Source organism: Rahnella sp. P4_A8 (genome assembly GCF_056402435.1).
In genome coordinates, this window is record NZ_JBFUHK010000006.1 from 68,043 (window position 1) to 85,043 (window position 17,001).

Sequence of the window (17,001 nt, forward strand, 5' to 3'; positions counted from 1 at the left end):
TGCGGCGAGAACATTATGAGAATCCTCATCCGATCACTGCTTTTCCTGCTTTGTTGCCTTCCGTTGCTGGCAGAGGCGGGTGCGGCGAATGACTTTGCTGCCGCCAGCCGCAGCCAGCAGGCCACGTTATTACAGCAATGGGCGGCAGACCCGCAGCCGGAAAGGCTGCCACTGCTCGAGGCACTGAAGCAGGAAAACGTCGTCATCGACGAAGCAAAACATGCGTTTGCGCAAAATGGCGATCAACTGACGCCGCTGGAAGGCGACGTTAAACCGCAGGGTGACACCAAAAAAGTCTGGCTGAACAACCGCCTGCGTATTCTGATTGCCAATGCGCTTTCCGCACACCGTCTGGTGAGCACCGACAGCGCGGTCCGTTTACAGGCCGCCAAAGCCTTACAGCGCGAAGCGCAGGCCGATCAGTTGCCGCTGCTGACCCGTCGTCTTGAACGGGAAAAAGACAGCACCGTTCACGACGCCCTTTCCATCGCGCTGGCAAATTTACAACTGGCTGATGCCAGTCCGCAGGTGCGCCTGAAAGCCGTTGAACTGCTCGGCACGTCGGGCGATCCGGATACTCAGGGCCGCCTGCAAAGCCTGACGGATCCGAAAACCGAGCCTGATGCCACGGTGCGTAATGCCGCGCTCGCCAGCCTGAAAGCGGTGCAGCATCGCCTGATGATTGGCGATTTACTGGGTCAGGCGTTTACCGGCTTATCGCTCGGCTCGATTCTGCTGCTGGCCGCACTCGGACTGGCGATCACATACGGTTTGCTGGGTGTGATTAACATGGCACACGGCGAGATGTTAATGCTCGGCTCTTACTCGACTTACATGGTGCAGTCGCTGTTTCAGCACTATGCCCCTGGCCTGCTGGCGCTGTATCCGCTGGTGGCACTGCCGGTGGCCTTTTTCATTACGGCGGGGATTGGCATGGCACTGGAGCGCACGGTCATCCGCCATTTATACGGTCGTCCGCTGGAAACGCTGCTGGCGACCTGGGGCATCAGCCTGATCCTTATTCAGGGCGTACGTATGCTGTTTGGTGCGCAGAACGTCGAAGTGGCGAATCCCGGCTGGCTCTCCGGCGGTATTCAGTTGCTGCCGAATCTGGTGCTGCCGTACAACCGCATCGCGGTGATCATCTTCGTGTTGCTGGTGCTCGGCCTGACCTGGCTGCTGCTCAATAAAACCCGGCTGGGCATGAACGTACGCGCCGTCACCCAGAACCGCGCCATGGCGGCCTGCTGTGGGGTGCCCACCGGGCGCGTCGATATGCTGGCGTTCGGCCTCGGTTCCGGCATTGCCGGTTTAGGTGGCGTGGCATTATCGCAGCTCAGTAACGTCGGCCCGGAACTCGGTCAGGGCTACATCATCGACTCCTTCCTGGTGGTGGTACTTGGCGGTGTCGGACAACTGGCGGGCACCGTGGTGGCGGCCTTTGGTCTGGGCATCGTGAACAAAATTCTTGAGCCGGAAATCGGCGCAGTACTGGGGAAAATCCTGATCCTCGCGCTGATTATCCTGTTTATTCAGAAACGTCCTCAGGGACTCTTCGCCTTCAAAGGCAGGGTGATTGACTGATGAGCCAGCCTCTGACGATTACCGGCGTACAAAAAGCGCCTAAGATTGCGATTTCGGTGGGCACGCTGGTGCTCATCTTCCTGATTGTGATGCCGTTTCTGGCGCTGTTGCCCGCCGGTAATCCGCTGGCGATCTCCACGTACACGCTGACGCTGATCGGCAAGATCCTCTGTTATGCGATCGTGGCGATCGCGCTCGATCTGGTCTGGGGTTATGCCGGTTTGCTGTCGCTCGGCCACGGGCTGTTTTTCGCCCTCGGCGGTTATGCGATGGGCATGTATTTAATGCGGCAGGCCGCAGGCAGCGGATTGCCGGATTTTATGTCGTTTCTGTCGTGGACCGAGTTGCCGTGGTTCTGGGCAGGTACGCAGCATTTCGCCTGGGCGCTGTGCCTGATTGTGCTGGTGCCCGGCGCGCTGGCGTTTGTGTTCGGCTATTTCGCCTTCCGTTCAAAAATCAAAGGCGTCTATTTTTCGATCATGACGCAGGCGCTGACGTACGCCGGTATGTTGCTGTTTTTCCGCAATGAAACCGGTTTTGGCGGCAATAACGGTTTCACCGGTTTTACCACCCTGCTCGGCTTTCCGGTCACCGCCACCGGCACCCGCGTGGGATTATTTTTAGCCACGGTTCTGGTGCTGGTCGCCAGTCTGGCGCTGGGCTTTGCGCTGGCGAGAAGTAAATATGGCCGCGTGCTGACGGCAGTGCGTGACGCTGAGAACCGGCTGATTTTCTGCGGTTACGATCCGAAAGGTTTCAAGCTGTTCGTCTGGACGATTTCCGCCATGCTGTGCGGTCTGGCGGGTGCGCTGTACGTGCCGCAGGTCGGCATTATCAACCCGGGCGAAATGTCGCCGACCAACTCCATCGAAGCCGCCATCTGGGTGGCACTCGGCGGACGCGGCACGCTGATCGGCCCGGTTATTGGCGCAGGCATCGTGAATGGCGCGAAAAGCTGGTTCACCGTCGCCATTCCCGAATACTGGCAATTTGTGCTCGGCGGCATGTTTATTCTGGTGACACTGTTCCTGCCGCAAGGCGTGATTGGCCTGCTGCGCAAGAGGAAATCCTGATGACCATGACCGAAGACCTGTTTACCCAACCGCAGCGGGCGGACCGGCACCGCGAACAAACTGACCCGATTTTGCAACTGGAAAACATCAACGTCAGCTTTGACGGCTTTAAGGCGCTGACCAATTTGTCGCTGAACATCGGCGTCGGCGAATTACGCTGCGTGATCGGCCCGAACGGCGCGGGGAAAACCACGCTGATGGACGTGATCACCGGCAAAACCCGACCGCAAAGTGGTCGTGTTTTTTACGACCAGCGTACCGATCTGACGAAACTGGATCCGGTGCAAATTGCGCAGTCAGGCATCGGGCGGAAATTCCAGAAACCGACGGTATTTGAAGCGCTGACGGTATTCGAAAATCTGGAAATCGCGCAGAAAACCAATAAATCGGTATGGGCGTGTCTGCGCGCAAAAATGAACAGCGAGCAGCGTGACCGTATCGATGAAATGCTTGGCACGCTGCGCCTCGCCGCTGAGCGCCACCGACCGGCGGGCCTGCTTTCGCACGGTCAGAAACAGTTTCTGGAAATCGGTATGTTGCTGGTGCAGGAACCGCATCTGTTACTGCTCGATGAACCGGCGGCAGGCATGACCGATGCCGAAACCGAATACACCGCAGAACTGTTCAAACAACTGGCTGGCAGGCATTCGCTGATGGTGGTCGAGCACGATATGGGGTTTGTGGAAACCATCGCTGACCACGTCACCGTGCTGCATCAGGGTCAGGTGCTGGCTGAAGGCTCGCTGCGTGAAGTGCAGGCCAACGAGCAGGTTATCGACGTGTATTTAGGGCGCTGAGGAGTCGCATTATGTTGCAGGTAAATGAACTGAATCAGTTTTACGGCGGCAGCCACATTCTGCGCGGCCTGTCTTTTGAGGCAAAAATCGGCGAAGTGACGTGCCTGCTCGGGCGTAATGGCGTCGGAAAAACCACGCTGCTCAAATGCCTGATGGGGCTGATACCGGCGAAATCCGGCACCATCACCTGGCAGGATCAGGTGATCAATTCCCGCAAACCGCACCAGCGTGTACAGGCGGGCATTGCCTATGTCCCGCAGGGACGCGAAATTTTTCCGCGTCTGACCGTGGAAGAAAATCTGCTGATGGGGCTGTCGCGTTTTTCCGGCAGCAATGCTAAACAGGTGCCGGATGAAATCTACCATCTGTTCCCGATCCTGCTGGAAATGAAGCATCGCCGCGGCGGGGATTTGTCCGGCGGCCAGCAGCAACAACTGGCGATTGGCCGTGCGCTGGCCTGCAAACCGAATCTCCTGATCCTCGACGAACCGACCGAAGGCATTCAGCCGTCGGTGATTAAGGAAATCGGTGCGGTGATCAAACAGCTCGCCGCCCGCGGTGACATGGCAATCCTGCTGGTCGAACAATTCTACGATTTCGCCGCCGAACTGGCCGACAGCTATCTGGTGATGTCGCGCGGCAGCATTGTGAAACGCGGGCGCGGGGCAGAAATGGAGGCGGAAGGCGTGCGCGGGCTGGTGGCGATTTAGTCCCTGATCAAGTAACGCTCGCTAATTCATCCCTTCAGGTCTACCATAAACCTAACTGCTAGGTTTATGGATAAACTCATGCCCACAATTCTCCGCTTTTCAGGATGGTTGATTATGGTTTACAGCCATGATCACCTGCCACGCCATGTTCATTTACGACGCGGAGATCAAAGCTTTGTTTCGTTACTTAGAAGCAAATATCGTCACGCTCAATGCTGAATGGGAGAAGATCCATGGCACCAATGACACGATTTGATGCGGCGTTAAAGCGCGGGGAGCAAACGGCTAATGACCCTTCCCGCCCTGTTTCGGTCGAATACCGTCCTGAACAACATGCCTTTATGATCATGCACGGCAACGGCGTCGGGTATCTTATTAACATTGATTTGATTGAAGAACTTCAGCACGCGACGCAGGAACAACTGAACACCGCAGCAGTCGATGGTTTCAGCAAAGCACTGCGTATTCCGGCCTGTAATGTGGATATTTACCTGCCGGGATTACTTGCAAAAATTCTTTTTGATGCCAGCGACTTACAGAAAATTGTTGCCTCAATTAACGGTGCCATGCGCAGCGCCGTTAAAGCCAGTGCCAGCCGGGAAAATGGTAAAAAAGGCGGACGTCCGCGTAAAAATACAGAGTTACGTTAATGCCCAAAATCAAAAGTCAGGAAGCTCTGATGCGTCAGCGCAAGCGCTGGATCATGCTGGCGGTGCTGTTGGCGGTGATCGCCGCAGGCCATCAGTGGTGGAAACAAGGGAAACTCGTCTCCGAGCAATGGAGCCCGAACAAACAGTATGTGGTGCGCGAGTATAAAACTTTCGAATTTATTCCGCGCATGACCATGCCGGGCGACGGCGGGCATTATTCCGGCTATATGCGTGTCTACAACCGCGACGGCAAACAATTTTACGAAGAGTATTCCGGCCTGCTCGACTTTATCGAAGGACCGTTCTGGGCGAAGGAAGGCGTTTACTGGATGGGTAATGATAATCAGGACATCGTACGGTTGCCGACGTCGCCGGTGGAGTGATTAACAGACACAAAAAAGCCGCGACTTGCGCGGCTTTTCACATCTCAACCTAAGGTCGACACCTTAGCTTCTGACTTTACGGTAGATAAACAGTACGACGATCGCACCAATCACGGCGACCACGAAGCTGCCGAAGTTGAATCCGTCTACGCGACCAAAACCGAAGAAAGTACTGATATAACCACCCACAACGGCACCTACAACACCCAGGACTACGGTCAGAATGAATCCGCCGCCATCTTTGCCCGGCATGATCCATTTCGCCAGAATACCTGCAATCAGACCAAAGATAATCCAGGATAAAATTCCCATTTTCGACTCCTCCGAATAAATTTCCGTTACCGTGAATATTGTTCAGCCAAATTAGCCAAACAAGAGCAGAACGTTTCAGGCTCTGCGAGCAGAACGTGTGTTTTGCACGAACGCCCTCTTCTTGAACTGCAGATAAAGTCTAGCACCCTTTCTACAAAACCGCCCAAAATCAGCAGGAAGGGAAGAAATGCAGAGAAACCTAAGGCAGTTTCAGGCTGTGTCAGCACGAATGCGGTTTCGTCAGCTACCCGCATTCGCACGTAAAATCGCGTAAAAAGTAGACCAAATATTTTGAACAAGATACTCAAATCAATCCGTTTTTCATCTCCGGGTATCACGCCTATTATACATTCATCGAAAGGCAACCACCTTTCACTCTCATAACCTGAATGGATAAATCATCATGAAAAACGTCAAAATTTTTGCTGTAGCTGCAACCCTTTCCCTGATTTCTTTCGGCAGCTTCGCGGCTCAGCAGATTACTCAGCCATCAAGTGACATGCAGAAAATTGGGGTGATTTCCGCCGCCAACTCCACCTCTATCAGTGGCCTGGAAGCGAAACTTTCACAACAAGCGAAAGATGCCGGTGCCTCTTCTTACCGCATCATCTCCGTGACCGGGAACAACAAACTGCACGCTGACGCTGAAATCTACAAATAATCGTCTGCGAGAAAACCCTCTGAAAAGCCTGTGGAAGCCCGACTTCCACAGGCTTTTTTATTTGCCAGTATTTTTATGCCGAATTTCATTTAAATTCGCGATTGCATCTCTGCCGTCCGCTTCACTATTCTGGTTTTTTCGCTCATCAGGAAAAGCCAATGACCGTTACCGAATCCCTGCTTTCTTACGCGCTTGCCGCTGGCATTTTAACCCTCACCCCCGGTCTCGATACCGCACTGGTGCTGCGCACTGCCGCCAGTCAGGGCAGTAAAAAGGCGCTGTCCACCGCTTTTGGCATCAGCACCGGTTGTCTGGTCTGGGGCGCGATGGTAGCACTTGGCCTTGGCGCCGTGCTCGCTGCCTCTGAAATCGCCTTCAATGTCTTGAAATGGATCGGTGCCGCGTATCTGGCCTGGCTCGGCCTGCAGATGTTGTTCAAACCCCGCAACGAAATGAACATGGATGCGCCGCAAAGCCGCCGCACCGCCTTACGCATCGGGAACTCGCCGTTCGTTAAAGGCCTTTTTGGCAACGTGCTTAACCCGAAAGTCGGTGTGTTTTATGTCTCTTTCCTGCCGCAGTTCGTCGCCACCGGCTATCCGGTCGGGCCGTACATTTTCGGCCTCGCCGCCATGCATGCGGTGATCGGGACGTTATGGTCGGTCACCATGATTTCGGCCACCCGCCCGCTGTCGCGCTGGTTGCGCCGTCCGGCAGTGGTCAGAACGCTGGACCGGCTCACCGGCACCGTGTTTATCGCTTTTGCAGTTCGCCTCGCTACGACAAAACGTTAACGGAAAAAGGAAAAATGTCATGAAGACTCGTCTCACCCATGCCCCGACCGAAAGCGATCTCGAGGAGATCAAAACGGCACTGCGGGATTTCAACAGAAACTTTATCCCGAAACCGACCTTCCGCGAGTTAGGCATTTTCGTGGAAGATGAGAATGGCAAGAAACTGGCCGGTATCGTGGCTGAAACCGTCGGCTACTGGATGTACATAAAGATGCTGTGGGTCGATGAAACGCTGCGCGGCAAAGATGTCGGCACGCAGCTCATCAGGGAAGCGGAAGAGGAAGCCAAAGCACGGGGTTGCCGTTACTCGCTGGTTGATACGTTCAGTTTCCAGGCGCGGCCTTTCTACGAACGTATGGGCTATAGCATGCAAATGGCGCTGGAGGATTACATCCCTGATTCCCGCGCGCCGGACGATGCGCCCTCGACGCATACGCGGTTCTTTCTGACGAAAACGTTAAGCTGAAAGCGCCAGCCATTCCTTCACCGATGGCCGCTGCCATTGCGCCTCTGCGTAAGCGGCCAGTTTCTCCGGCAGCGGATCGCCGTTCAGATGCAGACGATTAAGCATCAGCGCCAGATCCACGTCCGCAATACACCATTCGCCAAATAAATATTCTTTGTCGCCCAGTAAAAACGCTGCGGCGGCATACAATTTTTCAGCCGCCTGCTGTCCGCTTGCACTGAGCGCCGGACGTTTCGCACCGGCAAACACCACTTCCGTTGAACGCTCTTCGCGAATAGGCATCAGATCGCTGCGCAGCCATGCCTGTACTTCACGGGCCTTGGCGCGGTTTTCAGGGTCAGCCGGGTAAATGGCCGGGAACGTGGGCGCAGGGAACAACTCTTCGACATATTCATCAATCGCAGAAGACTCGGATAACACAAACGTGCCATTGGTTAATGTCGGTACGCGGCGGGTGACGGAAATCGCCGAATAATTTTCCTTCAGGTTTTCCGCGTTAGCCAGATCTACCTTTTCCAGTTCAAAGGGAATGCCTTTTTCGGTCAGCGCGACAAAAGCAGACATCACGTATGGGCTGAAAAAATTGGCATCGGAATACAAAATCAGCGAAGGCTGGCTCATGGCAAACTCCTGAAAGAAATAAAACAAAGGAAGAAAAACATAGCGCAGAAAGAGGGAGGTGTCGTTAAAAACTCATTCAGATGATAAACCCGAGTGGAGTTGTTGGGATACGGGCAAATGTTCTCATTCTAAAGAATGCGTACATCATCTTATACATTAAGCTAATTTTGAGAAACTGATTAAACAAGATATTTTCCGCACCAAACTTTCGCACGTTTTTTAACCATTGCCATTTGGCTTAAGTCAATATATCCTCTAAAAAACCGCCAAACAAACGGACTTCAAAGGGCGCATTATGGATAATTCAGAAGAGATAGCACAGCGCATTGCCGACATAATTATTTCCCCTGATTCAGCTATTGGTTTGGTACATGGAATACTTTCCGTGCCAGTTGATCTTGGATATCTTGCCTATGGTTTTTTTGATACAGATTCATACCACGCGCATGAAACAGAAACAATAAGAATAATAGAAGCGATTAAACGTGGAATACTGGAACATGATCGGATTACGGACGCGATACAAACTATACTTAACGATTTCAATAAATACGTTTCAGAAAGCGAACAAAACAAAACATACAGCCGCTCTGTTTTCTCAGTTGTCGGCAGAACTGCAACTAATACAGTTATTGCCGGGAAAGTTGCTATCGCGATAGCTCAAGGAACAAGCTTTTTTGTGAAAGTAAGAGGCGGGGTCATTGGAAACATATTATTAGTCGGAGGAATGAAAGAACGCTGCATTCGGGCATCAGAAAAGCTGAGCGTGGAAGTGCCTGAACTCTACGCTATTTTGCGGTTAAAAGATTATGATCTGCTTTATTTCCTGTTCGAGCCTGCCCTGTCACCTTTTGTTGACGCCCTGTATGTTCGACACCAACAAGGCTCTCCCGCGTTTGATAAGATCCTAAAAATTGTAGATTCAAAAGTTGGAGGCCGTGGATAAGTGGATAAGAAACCCAGTTTTATGAAGAAAGCTGCAAATGCTGCAGTAGGTCAAATAGGCGCTATCCTTGGCGGTGCATCAGTCTGGTTTTCGTTATTCTTTGTATTTTATTTTGATACCTGGCTGGAGAGATTGCTCGCCATTTCAGCTATGGTATTTGTCATATGGATTATTGGTAAACTAGTCGATAAATATTACCCACAAGATAACTAAACATTAAAAATAAGGATATTTCATGTCAAATCCGGCATATTTATTTCTAACCGGAGTAGATGGTTCACCCATTGTTGGTGGTTCGTTGGTTTCAGGCAGAGAAGGGGCGATAGAGTTAAAATCAGTGACTCATAATATGCATATCCCAGCCGACAGAAACACGGGTAAACTAACAGGGACACGAATACATTCTCCGATCACCTTGCAAAAAGAATTCGATAGGACAACGCCGCTTTTGTATCGAGCACTGAGTGAAGGACAAACGCTGAAGTCTGCTACAATCAAAATGTATCATATTCTTGAGGCGGGAATAGAAGCCGAATACTTCAATATCATTTTGGAAAATGTAAAAGTTACATCCATTGCACCCAATTTATACCCAGGCAACCAGACTGGGACACATTTTGAAACTATCCAGCTACGCTATGAAAGCATTACATGGAAGTATGTAAACGGGAATATCATTTATAAAGATATCTGGAATGAACGCATAACCGCCTAATAGATCGGCGACAACCCACTACAGCCTCCATCTCTGCTTCGGAAATCCAAAAACGACATATAAAGTCGGCATTTTTACGCCTCCAACCCACCTCATACTTATTCATTGTAGCAATGAATAAGTATGAGGTCCGCCAAAGATAAACGTTCGCATCCTGCGCACGTCTCCCTATACTGCTGTTATGTCGGCTGATTCAGCACCTGTTCAGGAAACTCCTATGAAGTCATGGCTCTTACCTCTTTTGCTGCTTGCACCGCTCTGCTCGCAGGCGGCATCTACGCCGAAAGAAATCAAAGCGCGGTTCAGCCAGTTTAAGGTCGGCGATAAAACCATTTGCCTGGATGATGTGACTTACGCCAACAACAGCAAAATGAAAGTTATCGAGAACGGCTTCGTGGTTTCGAAACGCAAGAATGTGCTGGTTTATCAGAGCAACACCTTATTTCTGCTCGGTAATGACATCACGGTGAACATCAAGGCCGTGATTGAAAGCAAGGCGGGGAAAACAGGATTCCGTAATCAGTTTAAACAGGCGATGATCCGGGTCGACGGGATGGATGATCCGACGCGCGCCAGTGAAAAAGCCAAAATCATTCAGTCTTTTGAAGACGTGATTTCAGATAAAAATAATGAAACGCCCTACAGTTCAGTGGCGCTGACCGATAAAGGCTACATCATCACGCAGATGGAAAGTCATTCCACCACCATCAGCGAATGCTACGTCACGCCTTATAAGAAGCCGGAAAACAACAAATAAATCAGAGGGAAAGGATGACTATTTTAGCGCCGATGAGTGCTGCGTTTTACCAGGGTTTCGCAGAACAGCTGGCAAAAGATTATGCAGAAGAGAACGTAACAGCCGGTCTTTGGCAGGCGGATACCGCGCTGGAACGGGCTCGCAGTTCTACGCAAAGTGCACTGCCGCAAGGTATTGATACGCCGGATCAGTATCTTTTTGAGATTAAAACCAAAGAGAACGGCGAAACAGCGGGCTATTTATGGTTTTCCAATGTGGAACGTTATGGCGTGCGCAGCGCGTTCGTGTACGAACTGACGGTGTATCCGCAATTTCGCCGTCAGGGTCATGCAGCGGCAGCGTTCAGATTGATGGAAGAACGCCTGCAGGAACAGGGTTGTGTGGCAATTGAACTGAATGTCTTTGCCAGCAATCCCGGTGCGCAGGCGCTGTACGCCAGCCTCGGTTACGTCACAACGAAAATGAATATGCGTAAACCACTTAACGGGAATATTTAATAAATTCGGTCAGCGTACCAATACGATCATACAGTTTGCGGGCAGTATGATTTGAGGTCTGGGTAGTCCAGTAGACGTTGGCTTTATTGTTTTCGTCGGCGTAAGCATAAACCGCTTCAATCAGTTTTTGCCCGATCCCCAGTTTGCGGGCGCGGTCGTCAACGTACAAATCCTGCAAATACACCACCTGCTGCATGTGCCAGCCATGATCGTGATTGATACAGTTCACCAGCCCGACCAGTTTTCCCTCGTACTCCGCCACATAGCCAAACATGCTGGCGTAATCAGGCTGTGATAAACGCTGGAAAGTGTAATCAAATTGCGCCGGATCGAGCTCCGACTGGTAAAAATCCAGATAATCACGCCATAACGCTTCCCAACCTTCGCGGTCTGCGGGGGTTAACAGACGGATCATCACATCGTGCGGCTGGCTCATCGGGCATTCTCCTCAGGAAATGAAAACGTTACGGGCGTGACTGCGGATAATGTATCAGGTCGTGGAAACGCACGGAATGACCGCTTTCATTGCGGTAAGCGTGCGGACAATCGGCAACAAAACGCAAAGCTTCACCGGCGCTGAGCACGCGCGTCACGCCGTCAACCGTCAGCGTCAGTTCACCTTCGATAACAATCACATGCTCAATCACTCCGGCTTCGTGTGGTGTGGATTCGCTGCATCCGCCCGGCTCGAGATCGATAACAAACATGTCCATACGCAGCGTGGTATCGAACGGAAACAACGGCACCACGCGCATGCCCGAAGTGTCACTGTTGAACGTAGTCAGTAAGCCGTGGCGATGCAACGCCGCTGACTGCGCGGGCGGCGTTTCGAGAAATTCCGAGAACGAAACATTCAGGCCGCTGGCGATTTTCCACAGCGTCGCGACGGTCGGGCTGGATTCGCCGCGCTCGATTTGCCCGAGCATCGCCTTGCTGACGCCGGTATGTTCTGCCGTCTGGCTGAGACTCCAGCCGCGTTCGCTGCGCACGGCTTTCAGCTGGCTGCCAATATGGTGGGTGAGTTCCTGCATCCTGACTCCTCTGGCAATCGTTTTTACCGATCGCGATTGTGCGCTATAACGCACAGTGATATCTTGAGCGCAGCAGATGTGCGCTATAACGCACAACAGCATACCGCCAGCGTCCGCTAACCAGAAGGAATTTCGCCCATGGCCTCGCGTCTCAGTTTGCAGAATTTAACGTTTTCGGCGGTAATCGCCGGATTTGTCGCGGTTTTAGTCGGGTATACCAGCTCCGCGGCGATTATCTTTCAGGCGGCGGAAGCGGCGGGCGCCAGCGTAGCGCAGATTGGCGGCTGGCTGAGTATGCTCGGGCTGGGCATGGGCGTTACCAGCATCGGGCTATCGTTGTATTACCGCACGCCGGTGGTGACGGCCTGGTCAACGCCCGGTGCGGCGCTGCTGGTGACCAGCCTGCCCGGCACTTCGCTTAACGAAGCCATTGGCGTATTTGTGTTTGCCACCGGGCTGATCCTGCTGTGTGGCGTGACCGGCTTATTCGCCAGACTGATGCATTACATTCCTCAGGCGCTGTCAGCGGCGATGCTCGGCGGTATTCTGTTGCGTTTCGGGCTGAACGCCTTTACCTCACTGCAAAGCAATTTTGCCCTCGCAGGGACCATGTGTCTGGTGTATCTGCTGGCAAAACGCGCCCTGCCGCGCTATGCGGTGGTAATGGCGCTGGTTGCCGGGCTGATCGTCGCCGCATTACAGGGTGATATTGCCCTGCACGGTCAGACGCTGACCTTCGCCGCACCGGCGTTTGTGATGCCGCATTTCACACTTTCCACCATTATCGGCATTGGCATTCCGTTTTTTGTGGTGACCATGGCCTCACAGAATGCGCCGGGCATCGCCACACTGAAAGCGCACGGCTATCATCTGCCCGTTTCGCCACTGATTTCCTGGACAGCGCTGACTGCGTTAGTTTTAGCGCCGTTCGGCGGTTTTACCATCTGTATCGCCGCCATTACCGCCGCGATTTGTATGGGTGAGGATATTCATCCTGATCCCAAAAAACGCTATATGGCGGCCGTCTCGGCAGGCGTTTTCTATCTGATTGCGGGCGTGTTTGGCGGTTCCATCGGCATGGTCTTTACTGCGTTACCGGAGGCGCTGATCCACACCATCGCCGGGCTGGCGCTGCTCGGCACCATTGCTGGCAGCCTGTACCGCGCGCTGGAAAATGAGCGTCAGCGCGACGCGGCAATCATTACGTTTCTGATCACCGCTTCCGGCGTCACGCTGCTGGGAGTCGGTTCGGCATTCTGGGGGCTGGCCGGTGGTGTGATAACCCATCTGATCCTCAGCATTCCGGCGCGCAATCGTGATAAATCTGCCGGGAAAAGTTGAGTCCGTTCAAGTTATGGGTAACAGGTTTTCGTAACACGACGCAAAGTGACGACGATCACATTTTATGACCGGCAAACCCTCTTTACTGGGCGCAATCAGGCCCTTTAAAGAGCGAGAATTCCATGACTATTGCCACACAATCCTGCGTCGTAACCGGGAAAAAAGACGTTTCGGTGATCAACCAGACCCTCGACTACACCGGAGCAGGTACGCTGGTGAAAATCACCCGCGGCGGCATCTGCGGCTCGGATCTGCATTATTATGAACACGGCGCGGTGGGTGATTTCAAAGTGCGCGAGGCGATGGTACTCGGCCACGAAGTGGTGGGTGTGGTGGAGAAATCGGATAACCCGCGTTTGCAGCCTGGTCAGAAAGTGGCGCTGAACCCGAGTAAGCCGTGCAAAGCCTGCAAATACTGTCTTTCCGGCGACGAAAATCAGTGCACCACCATGAAATTCTTCGGCAGCGCGATGTATTTCCCGCACATCAATGGCGCGTTTACGCAGTATAAGATCGTCGACAGCAACCAGTGCATTCCTTACGACAATCAGGTCAGTGACCGTCTGATGGTGTTCGCCGAGCCGCTGGCCGTCGCCATTCATGCCGTCAATCAGGCAGGCGATATTCATGGCAAAACGGTGTTTGTTTCCGGCGTCGGTCCGATCGGTTGCCTGATCGTGCTGGCGGCGAAAGCCAAAGGCGCCGCGCAAATCGTGGTGACGGACCCGAGCGAACGTTGCCGCACGCTGGCACTGGCGGTGGGTGCAGGTAAAGCGCTGGACGCCGCACAGGGTGATTTCAGTGAATATCAGGCGGAGAAAGGCTTTTTCGATGTCTCCTTTGATGCCTCCGGCCATCCGTCTTCCATCCGCCGTTGTCTGGAAGTGACCCGCGCGCGCGGCACGCTGGTTCAGGTCGGCATGGGACCGGTGGTGAATGAATTCCCGCTGATGATGCTCATTGCCAAAGAAATTAACTGGGTCGGCAGCTTCCGCTTCACCGAAGAATTCAACACGGCGGTCGAATGGCTGGCGAATAAAACGGTCGATCCGATGCCGCTGCTGTCGGCGGAATTCCCGCAGGAAAGCCTGGTGGAAGCGCTGGAGTACGCCCTGGATAAATCCAAAGCCTCGAAAGTGCAACTGGTTTTCTAACCGGGTCTGCAATACCAGTCACAATATCAAAACACCGTTTCATTTTATTATGTCCTCTGATTTTTATCCTCAGAGGACATTTGCATTATGGTAAAGGACAACGCGAAAAAGCAGGTCGCTCTGCTGCTGGCCGACGGATTTGAAGAAGGTGAAGCGGTAATTGTGCTCGATATTCTCGAGCGGCTGGAGATTCAGGTCACCACATTAGCCTGCCAGAAAAGCCTGACGCTGCGCACCTATCACGGCATTCAGATGCAGGCCAACGAACTGCTGTCCGCGCAGGGTGATCGTTTATTCGATGCCGTGGTAATGCCCGGCGGGCCGGAAGGTTCAGTGGCGCTGGCGGCCAGTAAAGAGGTGGTGGAATTTGTCCGCCGTCATGACGACGCCGGGAAACTGATTTGCCCGCTGTGCTCCGCTGCCGCGCGCGTACTGGGCGGAAACGGGCTGCTGAAAGGTCGTCGCTATGTCTGTTCCGGCGATTTATACAAAGACGTGAAAGACGGCGTTTACCTCAATCAGTCTTTTGTGGAAGACGGCAACTTACTCAGCGGCAAAGGATTAGGGCTGGCGTTTGATTTTGCGTTTCAGCTTGCGTACCGCCTGACCGGCGATGCTGAAACGACCAATTTCCAGGCCGACCATATCGACTATCACCACTGGCGCGCCGATCAGAAGCTTTGATCAAAAAATTCTGAACCGACGGCGGATGGCGCAGGTCGTCCGCCCTGGTCAGCATCATGTCCGTTTTTGGCATTCTTCTCATTTCAATTCAGGCGCACACTGGCTTCACACTCACCAGATGGAGTCCGGAAATGACCCAAAGCGCCCTGTTAAATATCGACGTTCAACGTTCCTTCGAACATAAAGACTTCTGGCAGCAGGATGATTTACCGGCTTTCAGCGCAGCCTTAACCCGCCTGATTGATGGTTGTCAGGCCCGCAACGTGCCGGTTATCGACGTGTTTCACGTCAATCCTGATGGCGACTTTTCGCTGGCTTCCGGTCTGGTCACGCCGATGACGTTCCTCACACACCAGCCGCAACATGTCGTCCATAAACACGTCCACAATGCCCTGACGGAATCCGGCCTCGACGGCTGGCTGCGCGATAAAGGCATCACGCATCTGATTATCGCCGGTATGCGTACCGAGCAGTGCTGCGAAACCACGGCCCGCGTGGCGTCCGACCTCGGCTATTCGGTGACTTTTGTCACCGAAGCGACACTGACCTTCCCGATGACCCACGCCAGCGGACTCACGCTGAGCGCGCAGGAGATCAAATTGCGTACCGAACTGGTGCTCGACGACCGCTTTGCCACCCTCACCGACGTGACCGGTGCGCTGGCGGAACTTGACCGCGTTGTGTGAAGATAGCGTTTTCCCCTGCGGACGGATGAAGCACTATGCAGCGAAATGTCTACTTTGTGACGCTCCCCGGCGTGATGTCGTTAGATCTCACCGGCCCGGCGGAAGCGCTGCGCCTGAGCGGGCAATTCCGGCTGCACTACATCGGGCCGCAGCCGGAAGTCATGATGTCTACCGGCCTGATGGTTAGCCATTTGCAGCCACTGCCGCAAAGCCTGCCAGAGGGCAGCATTCTGATCATGCCGGGCGTGGCGGAATCCGCTGAAAACTTCAGCTCAATGGTGGCGCAGACGACCTGCGACTGGCTGCATCAGCAGAAAAGCGCCATTGAAGCGGGGAATTTAACGCTGGTGTGTATCTGCTCCGGCAGCCTGCTGGCCGGAAAAGCCGGGCTGCTCGACGGCTATCAGTGCACGACACATCACGACGTGATCGGGCAGTTGCGCCAGCAGGTCCCCGCCGCACAGGTAAAAGATAACCGGATATTTGTTGAAGACCGTTCCGTGCTGACCAGCGCGGGCATCAGCGCCGGTATCGATCTGGCACTGCACCTGATCGCCACGCATCTGGGGCCACAGGCGGCGCTGGATGTCGCCCGCGAAATGGTGGTCTATTTTCGTCGTGGCGGTGATGATCCGCAACTCTCTCCGTGGCTGCGTTACCGTAATCATCTGCACCCCGCCGTTCACCGCGCACAAAATCTGATGGCCGCCGAACCGGAATCCGCCTGGCAGGTGGAAGAGGTCGCTGCCAGAGCGCACATCAGCGCACGCCACCTCACCCGTTTGTTCCGCCAGCATCTGGGTATCAGCGTGCGTGACTACCACGAGCAACTGCGTATCGCCGTGGCGCAACAGCGCCTTCAGCAGGGATCAGGCATCGAAAAAGCCGCCCTCGCCGCCGGATTTTCATCCGCAAGACAATTGCGCCGTGCGCAGGAGCGGTGGCGTTAAACGCAAGGCTGATTGCAAGTTGAGCATTAATTGAGTAAAATTTTATCCGCTGACGATTTGTGGGACTGAATGGCTACGCTAAACAGTACGTCGGTGTCTGCCTGTAAAGGCCGCTGGCCGTGCCGCGATAAGATGAAAATCCAAAGACCTCCGCCTGAAGCTGTAAAAACAAAAAAGCGACCCCGTGTC

The 17,001-nt window shown here is 53.6% G+C and carries 22 protein-coding genes and 1 pseudogene; 19 read left to right on the plus strand and 4 right to left on the minus strand.

Translation table 11 applies throughout. The annotated features are described in order from the left end of the window. Positions 1–15 precede the first annotated feature (15 nt). The 6 genes from urtB (at position 16) to AC1DUO_RS05200 (ending at position 5,197) form a co-directional block, all read left to right on the plus strand. Positions 16–1,584 (plus strand): urea ABC transporter permease subunit UrtB, encoded by a 1,569-nt coding sequence (gene urtB / locus AC1DUO_RS05175; RefSeq protein ID WP_119261067.1) that lies wholly within the window; start codon positions 16–18, stop codon positions 1,582–1,584. After that, complete coding sequence (gene urtC / locus AC1DUO_RS05180) at positions 1,584–2,657, plus strand: urea ABC transporter permease subunit UrtC (protein WP_112197282.1); 1,074 nt, start codon at positions 1,584–1,586, stop codon at positions 2,655–2,657. The genes urtB and urtC overlap by 1 nt, the downstream gene beginning before the upstream one ends. Next, positions 2,657–3,454, plus strand: a complete 798-nt coding sequence (gene urtD / locus AC1DUO_RS05185) for an urea ABC transporter ATP-binding protein UrtD (protein WP_013573421.1) — start codon at positions 2,657–2,659, stop codon at positions 3,452–3,454. Before urtC ends, urtD begins: the two co-directional genes overlap by 1 nt. Positions 3,455–3,465: 11 nt before the next feature. Then, the gene (gene urtE, locus AC1DUO_RS05190) at positions 3,466–4,164 is read left to right on the plus strand and encodes an urea ABC transporter ATP-binding subunit UrtE (RefSeq protein WP_112197281.1); all 699 of its coding nucleotides are present in this window, start codon (positions 3,466–3,468) and stop codon (positions 4,162–4,164) included. A 233-nt stretch (positions 4,165–4,397) separates the two neighbouring features. After that, positions 4,398–4,814 carry a DUF2442 domain-containing protein gene (locus tag AC1DUO_RS05195; RefSeq protein WP_013573419.1) on the plus strand — a complete coding sequence of 139 codons (417 nt, stop codon included), beginning with the start codon at positions 4,398–4,400 and terminating at the stop codon, positions 4,812–4,814. 29 nt (positions 4,815–4,843) lie between these two features. Continuing rightward, positions 4,844–5,197 (plus strand): hypothetical protein, encoded by a 354-nt coding sequence (locus AC1DUO_RS05200; protein WP_225444971.1) that lies wholly within the window; start codon positions 4,844–4,846, stop codon positions 5,195–5,197. A 63-nt stretch (positions 5,198–5,260) separates the two neighbouring features. Here AC1DUO_RS05200 and AC1DUO_RS05205 read toward each other — a convergent pair whose 3' ends face one another. Continuing rightward, positions 5,261–5,509, minus strand: coding sequence for a GlsB/YeaQ/YmgE family stress response membrane protein (locus tag AC1DUO_RS05205; RefSeq protein ID WP_013573417.1), 249 nt, complete (start codon positions 5,507–5,509; stop codon positions 5,261–5,263). Between the two features lie 403 nt (positions 5,510–5,912). Between AC1DUO_RS05205 and bhsA the strand changes: the two genes are divergently transcribed. The 3 genes from bhsA to AC1DUO_RS05220 all read left to right on the plus strand — a co-directional run bounded on the left by bhsA (position 5,913) and on the right by AC1DUO_RS05220 (position 7,430). Next, entirely contained in the window at positions 5,913–6,170 is a 258-nt protein-coding gene (gene bhsA, locus AC1DUO_RS05210) for a multiple stress resistance protein BhsA (protein WP_013573416.1), read from the plus strand. A 158-nt stretch (positions 6,171–6,328) separates the two neighbouring features. Then, a complete protein-coding gene (locus AC1DUO_RS05215) occupies positions 6,329–6,964 on the plus strand; it encodes a LysE family translocator (RefSeq protein WP_013573415.1) in 636 nt (211 codons plus the stop codon). A gap of 19 nt (positions 6,965–6,983) precedes the next feature. Beyond that, positions 6,984–7,430 (plus strand): GNAT family N-acetyltransferase, encoded by a 447-nt coding sequence (locus AC1DUO_RS05220; RefSeq protein ID WP_014411441.1) that lies wholly within the window; start codon positions 6,984–6,986, stop codon positions 7,428–7,430. On the opposite strand, the gene yfcF is transcribed toward AC1DUO_RS05220, so the two are convergent. Further along, positions 7,422–8,051, minus strand: a complete 630-nt coding sequence (gene yfcF / locus AC1DUO_RS05225; RefSeq protein WP_013573413.1) for a glutathione transferase — start codon at positions 8,049–8,051, stop codon at positions 7,422–7,424. The two genes, AC1DUO_RS05220 and yfcF, sit on opposite strands and share 9 nt — an antisense overlap. Positions 8,052–8,346: 295 nt before the next feature. On the opposite strand from yfcF, the gene AC1DUO_RS05230 reads away from it, so the two are divergent. The 5 genes from AC1DUO_RS05230 (at position 8,347) to AC1DUO_RS05250 (ending at position 10,966) form a co-directional block, all read left to right on the plus strand. Continuing rightward, entirely contained in the window at positions 8,347–8,997 is a 651-nt protein-coding gene (locus AC1DUO_RS05230) for a hypothetical protein (RefSeq protein ID WP_037033838.1), read from the plus strand. A gap of 21 nt (positions 8,998–9,018) precedes the next feature. Next, entirely contained in the window at positions 9,019–9,210 is a 192-nt protein-coding gene (locus AC1DUO_RS05235; protein WP_037033839.1) for a hypothetical protein, read from the plus strand. Between the two features lie 22 nt (positions 9,211–9,232). Beyond that, the gene (locus AC1DUO_RS05240; protein WP_037033840.1) at positions 9,233–9,712 is read left to right on the plus strand and encodes an Hcp family type VI secretion system effector; all 480 of its coding nucleotides are present in this window, start codon (positions 9,233–9,235) and stop codon (positions 9,710–9,712) included. Positions 9,713–9,929: 217 nt separating this feature from the next. After that, a complete protein-coding gene (locus AC1DUO_RS05245) occupies positions 9,930–10,469 on the plus strand; it encodes a hypothetical protein (RefSeq protein ID WP_013573412.1) in 540 nt (179 codons plus the stop codon). A 14-nt stretch (positions 10,470–10,483) separates the two neighbouring features. Next, positions 10,484–10,966 (plus strand): GNAT family N-acetyltransferase, encoded by a 483-nt coding sequence (locus tag AC1DUO_RS05250; RefSeq protein ID WP_013573411.1) that lies wholly within the window; start codon positions 10,484–10,486, stop codon positions 10,964–10,966. Here the strand turns inward: AC1DUO_RS05250 and AC1DUO_RS05255 are convergent. Next, a complete protein-coding gene (locus tag AC1DUO_RS05255) occupies positions 10,950–11,402 on the minus strand; it encodes a GNAT family N-acetyltransferase (RefSeq protein ID WP_112151985.1) in 453 nt (150 codons plus the stop codon). The two genes, AC1DUO_RS05250 and AC1DUO_RS05255, sit on opposite strands and share 17 nt — an antisense overlap. A 28-nt stretch (positions 11,403–11,430) precedes the next feature. Continuing rightward, positions 11,431–11,997, minus strand: coding sequence for a helix-turn-helix domain-containing protein (locus AC1DUO_RS05260; protein WP_013573409.1), 567 nt, complete (start codon positions 11,995–11,997; stop codon positions 11,431–11,433). A gap of 138 nt (positions 11,998–12,135) precedes the next feature. Between AC1DUO_RS05260 and AC1DUO_RS05265 the strand changes: the two genes are divergently transcribed. From AC1DUO_RS05265 to AC1DUO_RS05285, 5 genes and pseudogenes are all read left to right on the plus strand, one after another. Next, positions 12,136–13,338, plus strand: coding sequence for a benzoate/H(+) symporter BenE family transporter (locus AC1DUO_RS05265; RefSeq protein WP_013573408.1), 1,203 nt, complete (start codon positions 12,136–12,138; stop codon positions 13,336–13,338). Positions 13,339–13,460: 122 nt separating this feature from the next. Then, a complete protein-coding gene (gene idnD / locus AC1DUO_RS05270) occupies positions 13,461–14,492 on the plus strand; it encodes an L-idonate 5-dehydrogenase (RefSeq protein ID WP_013573407.1) in 1,032 nt (343 codons plus the stop codon). Positions 14,493–14,579: 87 nt separating this feature from the next. After that, positions 14,580–15,176: a DJ-1/PfpI family protein gene (locus tag AC1DUO_RS05275; RefSeq protein ID WP_014411438.1), complete on the plus strand. Its 597-nt coding sequence runs from the start codon at positions 14,580–14,582 to the stop codon at positions 15,174–15,176. Between the two features lie 131 nt (positions 15,177–15,307). Further along, positions 15,308–15,850, plus strand: a pseudogene (locus AC1DUO_RS05280) (isochorismatase family protein); the annotation flags it as partial. Between the two features lie 47 nt (positions 15,851–15,897). Beyond that, positions 15,898–16,812 (plus strand): GlxA family transcriptional regulator, encoded by a 915-nt coding sequence (locus AC1DUO_RS05285; RefSeq protein WP_013573404.1) that lies wholly within the window; start codon positions 15,898–15,900, stop codon positions 16,810–16,812. The last annotated feature ends 189 nt before the right edge of the window (positions 16,813–17,001 follow it).

Coding starts and splice junctions, on each gene's coding strand:
- AC1DUO_RS05285 (WP_013573404.1), top strand. CDS start 15,898: ATGCAGCGAAATGTCTACTTTGTGACGCTCCCCGGCGTGATGTCGTTA.
- AC1DUO_RS05245 (WP_013573412.1), top strand. CDS start 9,930: ATGAAGTCATGGCTCTTACCTCTTTTGCTGCTTGCACCGCTCTGCTCG.
- AC1DUO_RS05260 (WP_013573409.1), bottom strand. CDS start 11,997: ATGCAGGAACTCACCCACCATATTGGCAGCCAGCTGAAAGCCGTGCGC.
- urtE (WP_112197281.1), top strand. CDS start 3,466: ATGTTGCAGGTAAATGAACTGAATCAGTTTTACGGCGGCAGCCACATT.
- yfcF (WP_013573413.1), bottom strand. CDS start 8,051: ATGAGCCAGCCTTCGCTGATTTTGTATTCCGATGCCAATTTTTTCAGC.
- bhsA (WP_013573416.1), top strand. CDS start 5,913: ATGAAAAACGTCAAAATTTTTGCTGTAGCTGCAACCCTTTCCCTGATT.
- AC1DUO_RS05205 (WP_013573417.1), bottom strand. CDS start 5,509: ATGGGAATTTTATCCTGGATTATCTTTGGTCTGATTGCAGGTATTCTG.
- AC1DUO_RS05215 (WP_013573415.1), top strand. CDS start 6,329: ATGACCGTTACCGAATCCCTGCTTTCTTACGCGCTTGCCGCTGGCATT.
- AC1DUO_RS05220 (WP_014411441.1), top strand. CDS start 6,984: ATGAAGACTCGTCTCACCCATGCCCCGACCGAAAGCGATCTCGAGGAG.
- AC1DUO_RS05230 (WP_037033838.1), top strand. CDS start 8,347: ATGGATAATTCAGAAGAGATAGCACAGCGCATTGCCGACATAATTATT.
- AC1DUO_RS05275 (WP_014411438.1), top strand. CDS start 14,580: ATGGTAAAGGACAACGCGAAAAAGCAGGTCGCTCTGCTGCTGGCCGAC.
- idnD (WP_013573407.1), top strand. CDS start 13,461: ATGACTATTGCCACACAATCCTGCGTCGTAACCGGGAAAAAAGACGTT.
- AC1DUO_RS05200 (WP_225444971.1), top strand. CDS start 4,844: ATGCGTCAGCGCAAGCGCTGGATCATGCTGGCGGTGCTGTTGGCGGTG.
- AC1DUO_RS05265 (WP_013573408.1), top strand. CDS start 12,136: ATGGCCTCGCGTCTCAGTTTGCAGAATTTAACGTTTTCGGCGGTAATC.
- AC1DUO_RS05235 (WP_037033839.1), top strand. CDS start 9,019: ATGAAGAAAGCTGCAAATGCTGCAGTAGGTCAAATAGGCGCTATCCTT.
- AC1DUO_RS05250 (WP_013573411.1), top strand. CDS start 10,484: ATGACTATTTTAGCGCCGATGAGTGCTGCGTTTTACCAGGGTTTCGCA.
- AC1DUO_RS05195 (WP_013573419.1), top strand. CDS start 4,398: ATGGCACCAATGACACGATTTGATGCGGCGTTAAAGCGCGGGGAGCAA.
- urtB (WP_119261067.1), top strand. CDS start 16: ATGAGAATCCTCATCCGATCACTGCTTTTCCTGCTTTGTTGCCTTCCG.
- AC1DUO_RS05255 (WP_112151985.1), bottom strand. CDS start 11,402: ATGAGCCAGCCGCACGATGTGATGATCCGTCTGTTAACCCCCGCAGAC.
- urtD (WP_013573421.1), top strand. CDS start 2,657: ATGACCATGACCGAAGACCTGTTTACCCAACCGCAGCGGGCGGACCGG.
- urtC (WP_112197282.1), top strand. CDS start 1,584: ATGAGCCAGCCTCTGACGATTACCGGCGTACAAAAAGCGCCTAAGATT.
- AC1DUO_RS05240 (WP_037033840.1), top strand. CDS start 9,233: ATGTCAAATCCGGCATATTTATTTCTAACCGGAGTAGATGGTTCACCC.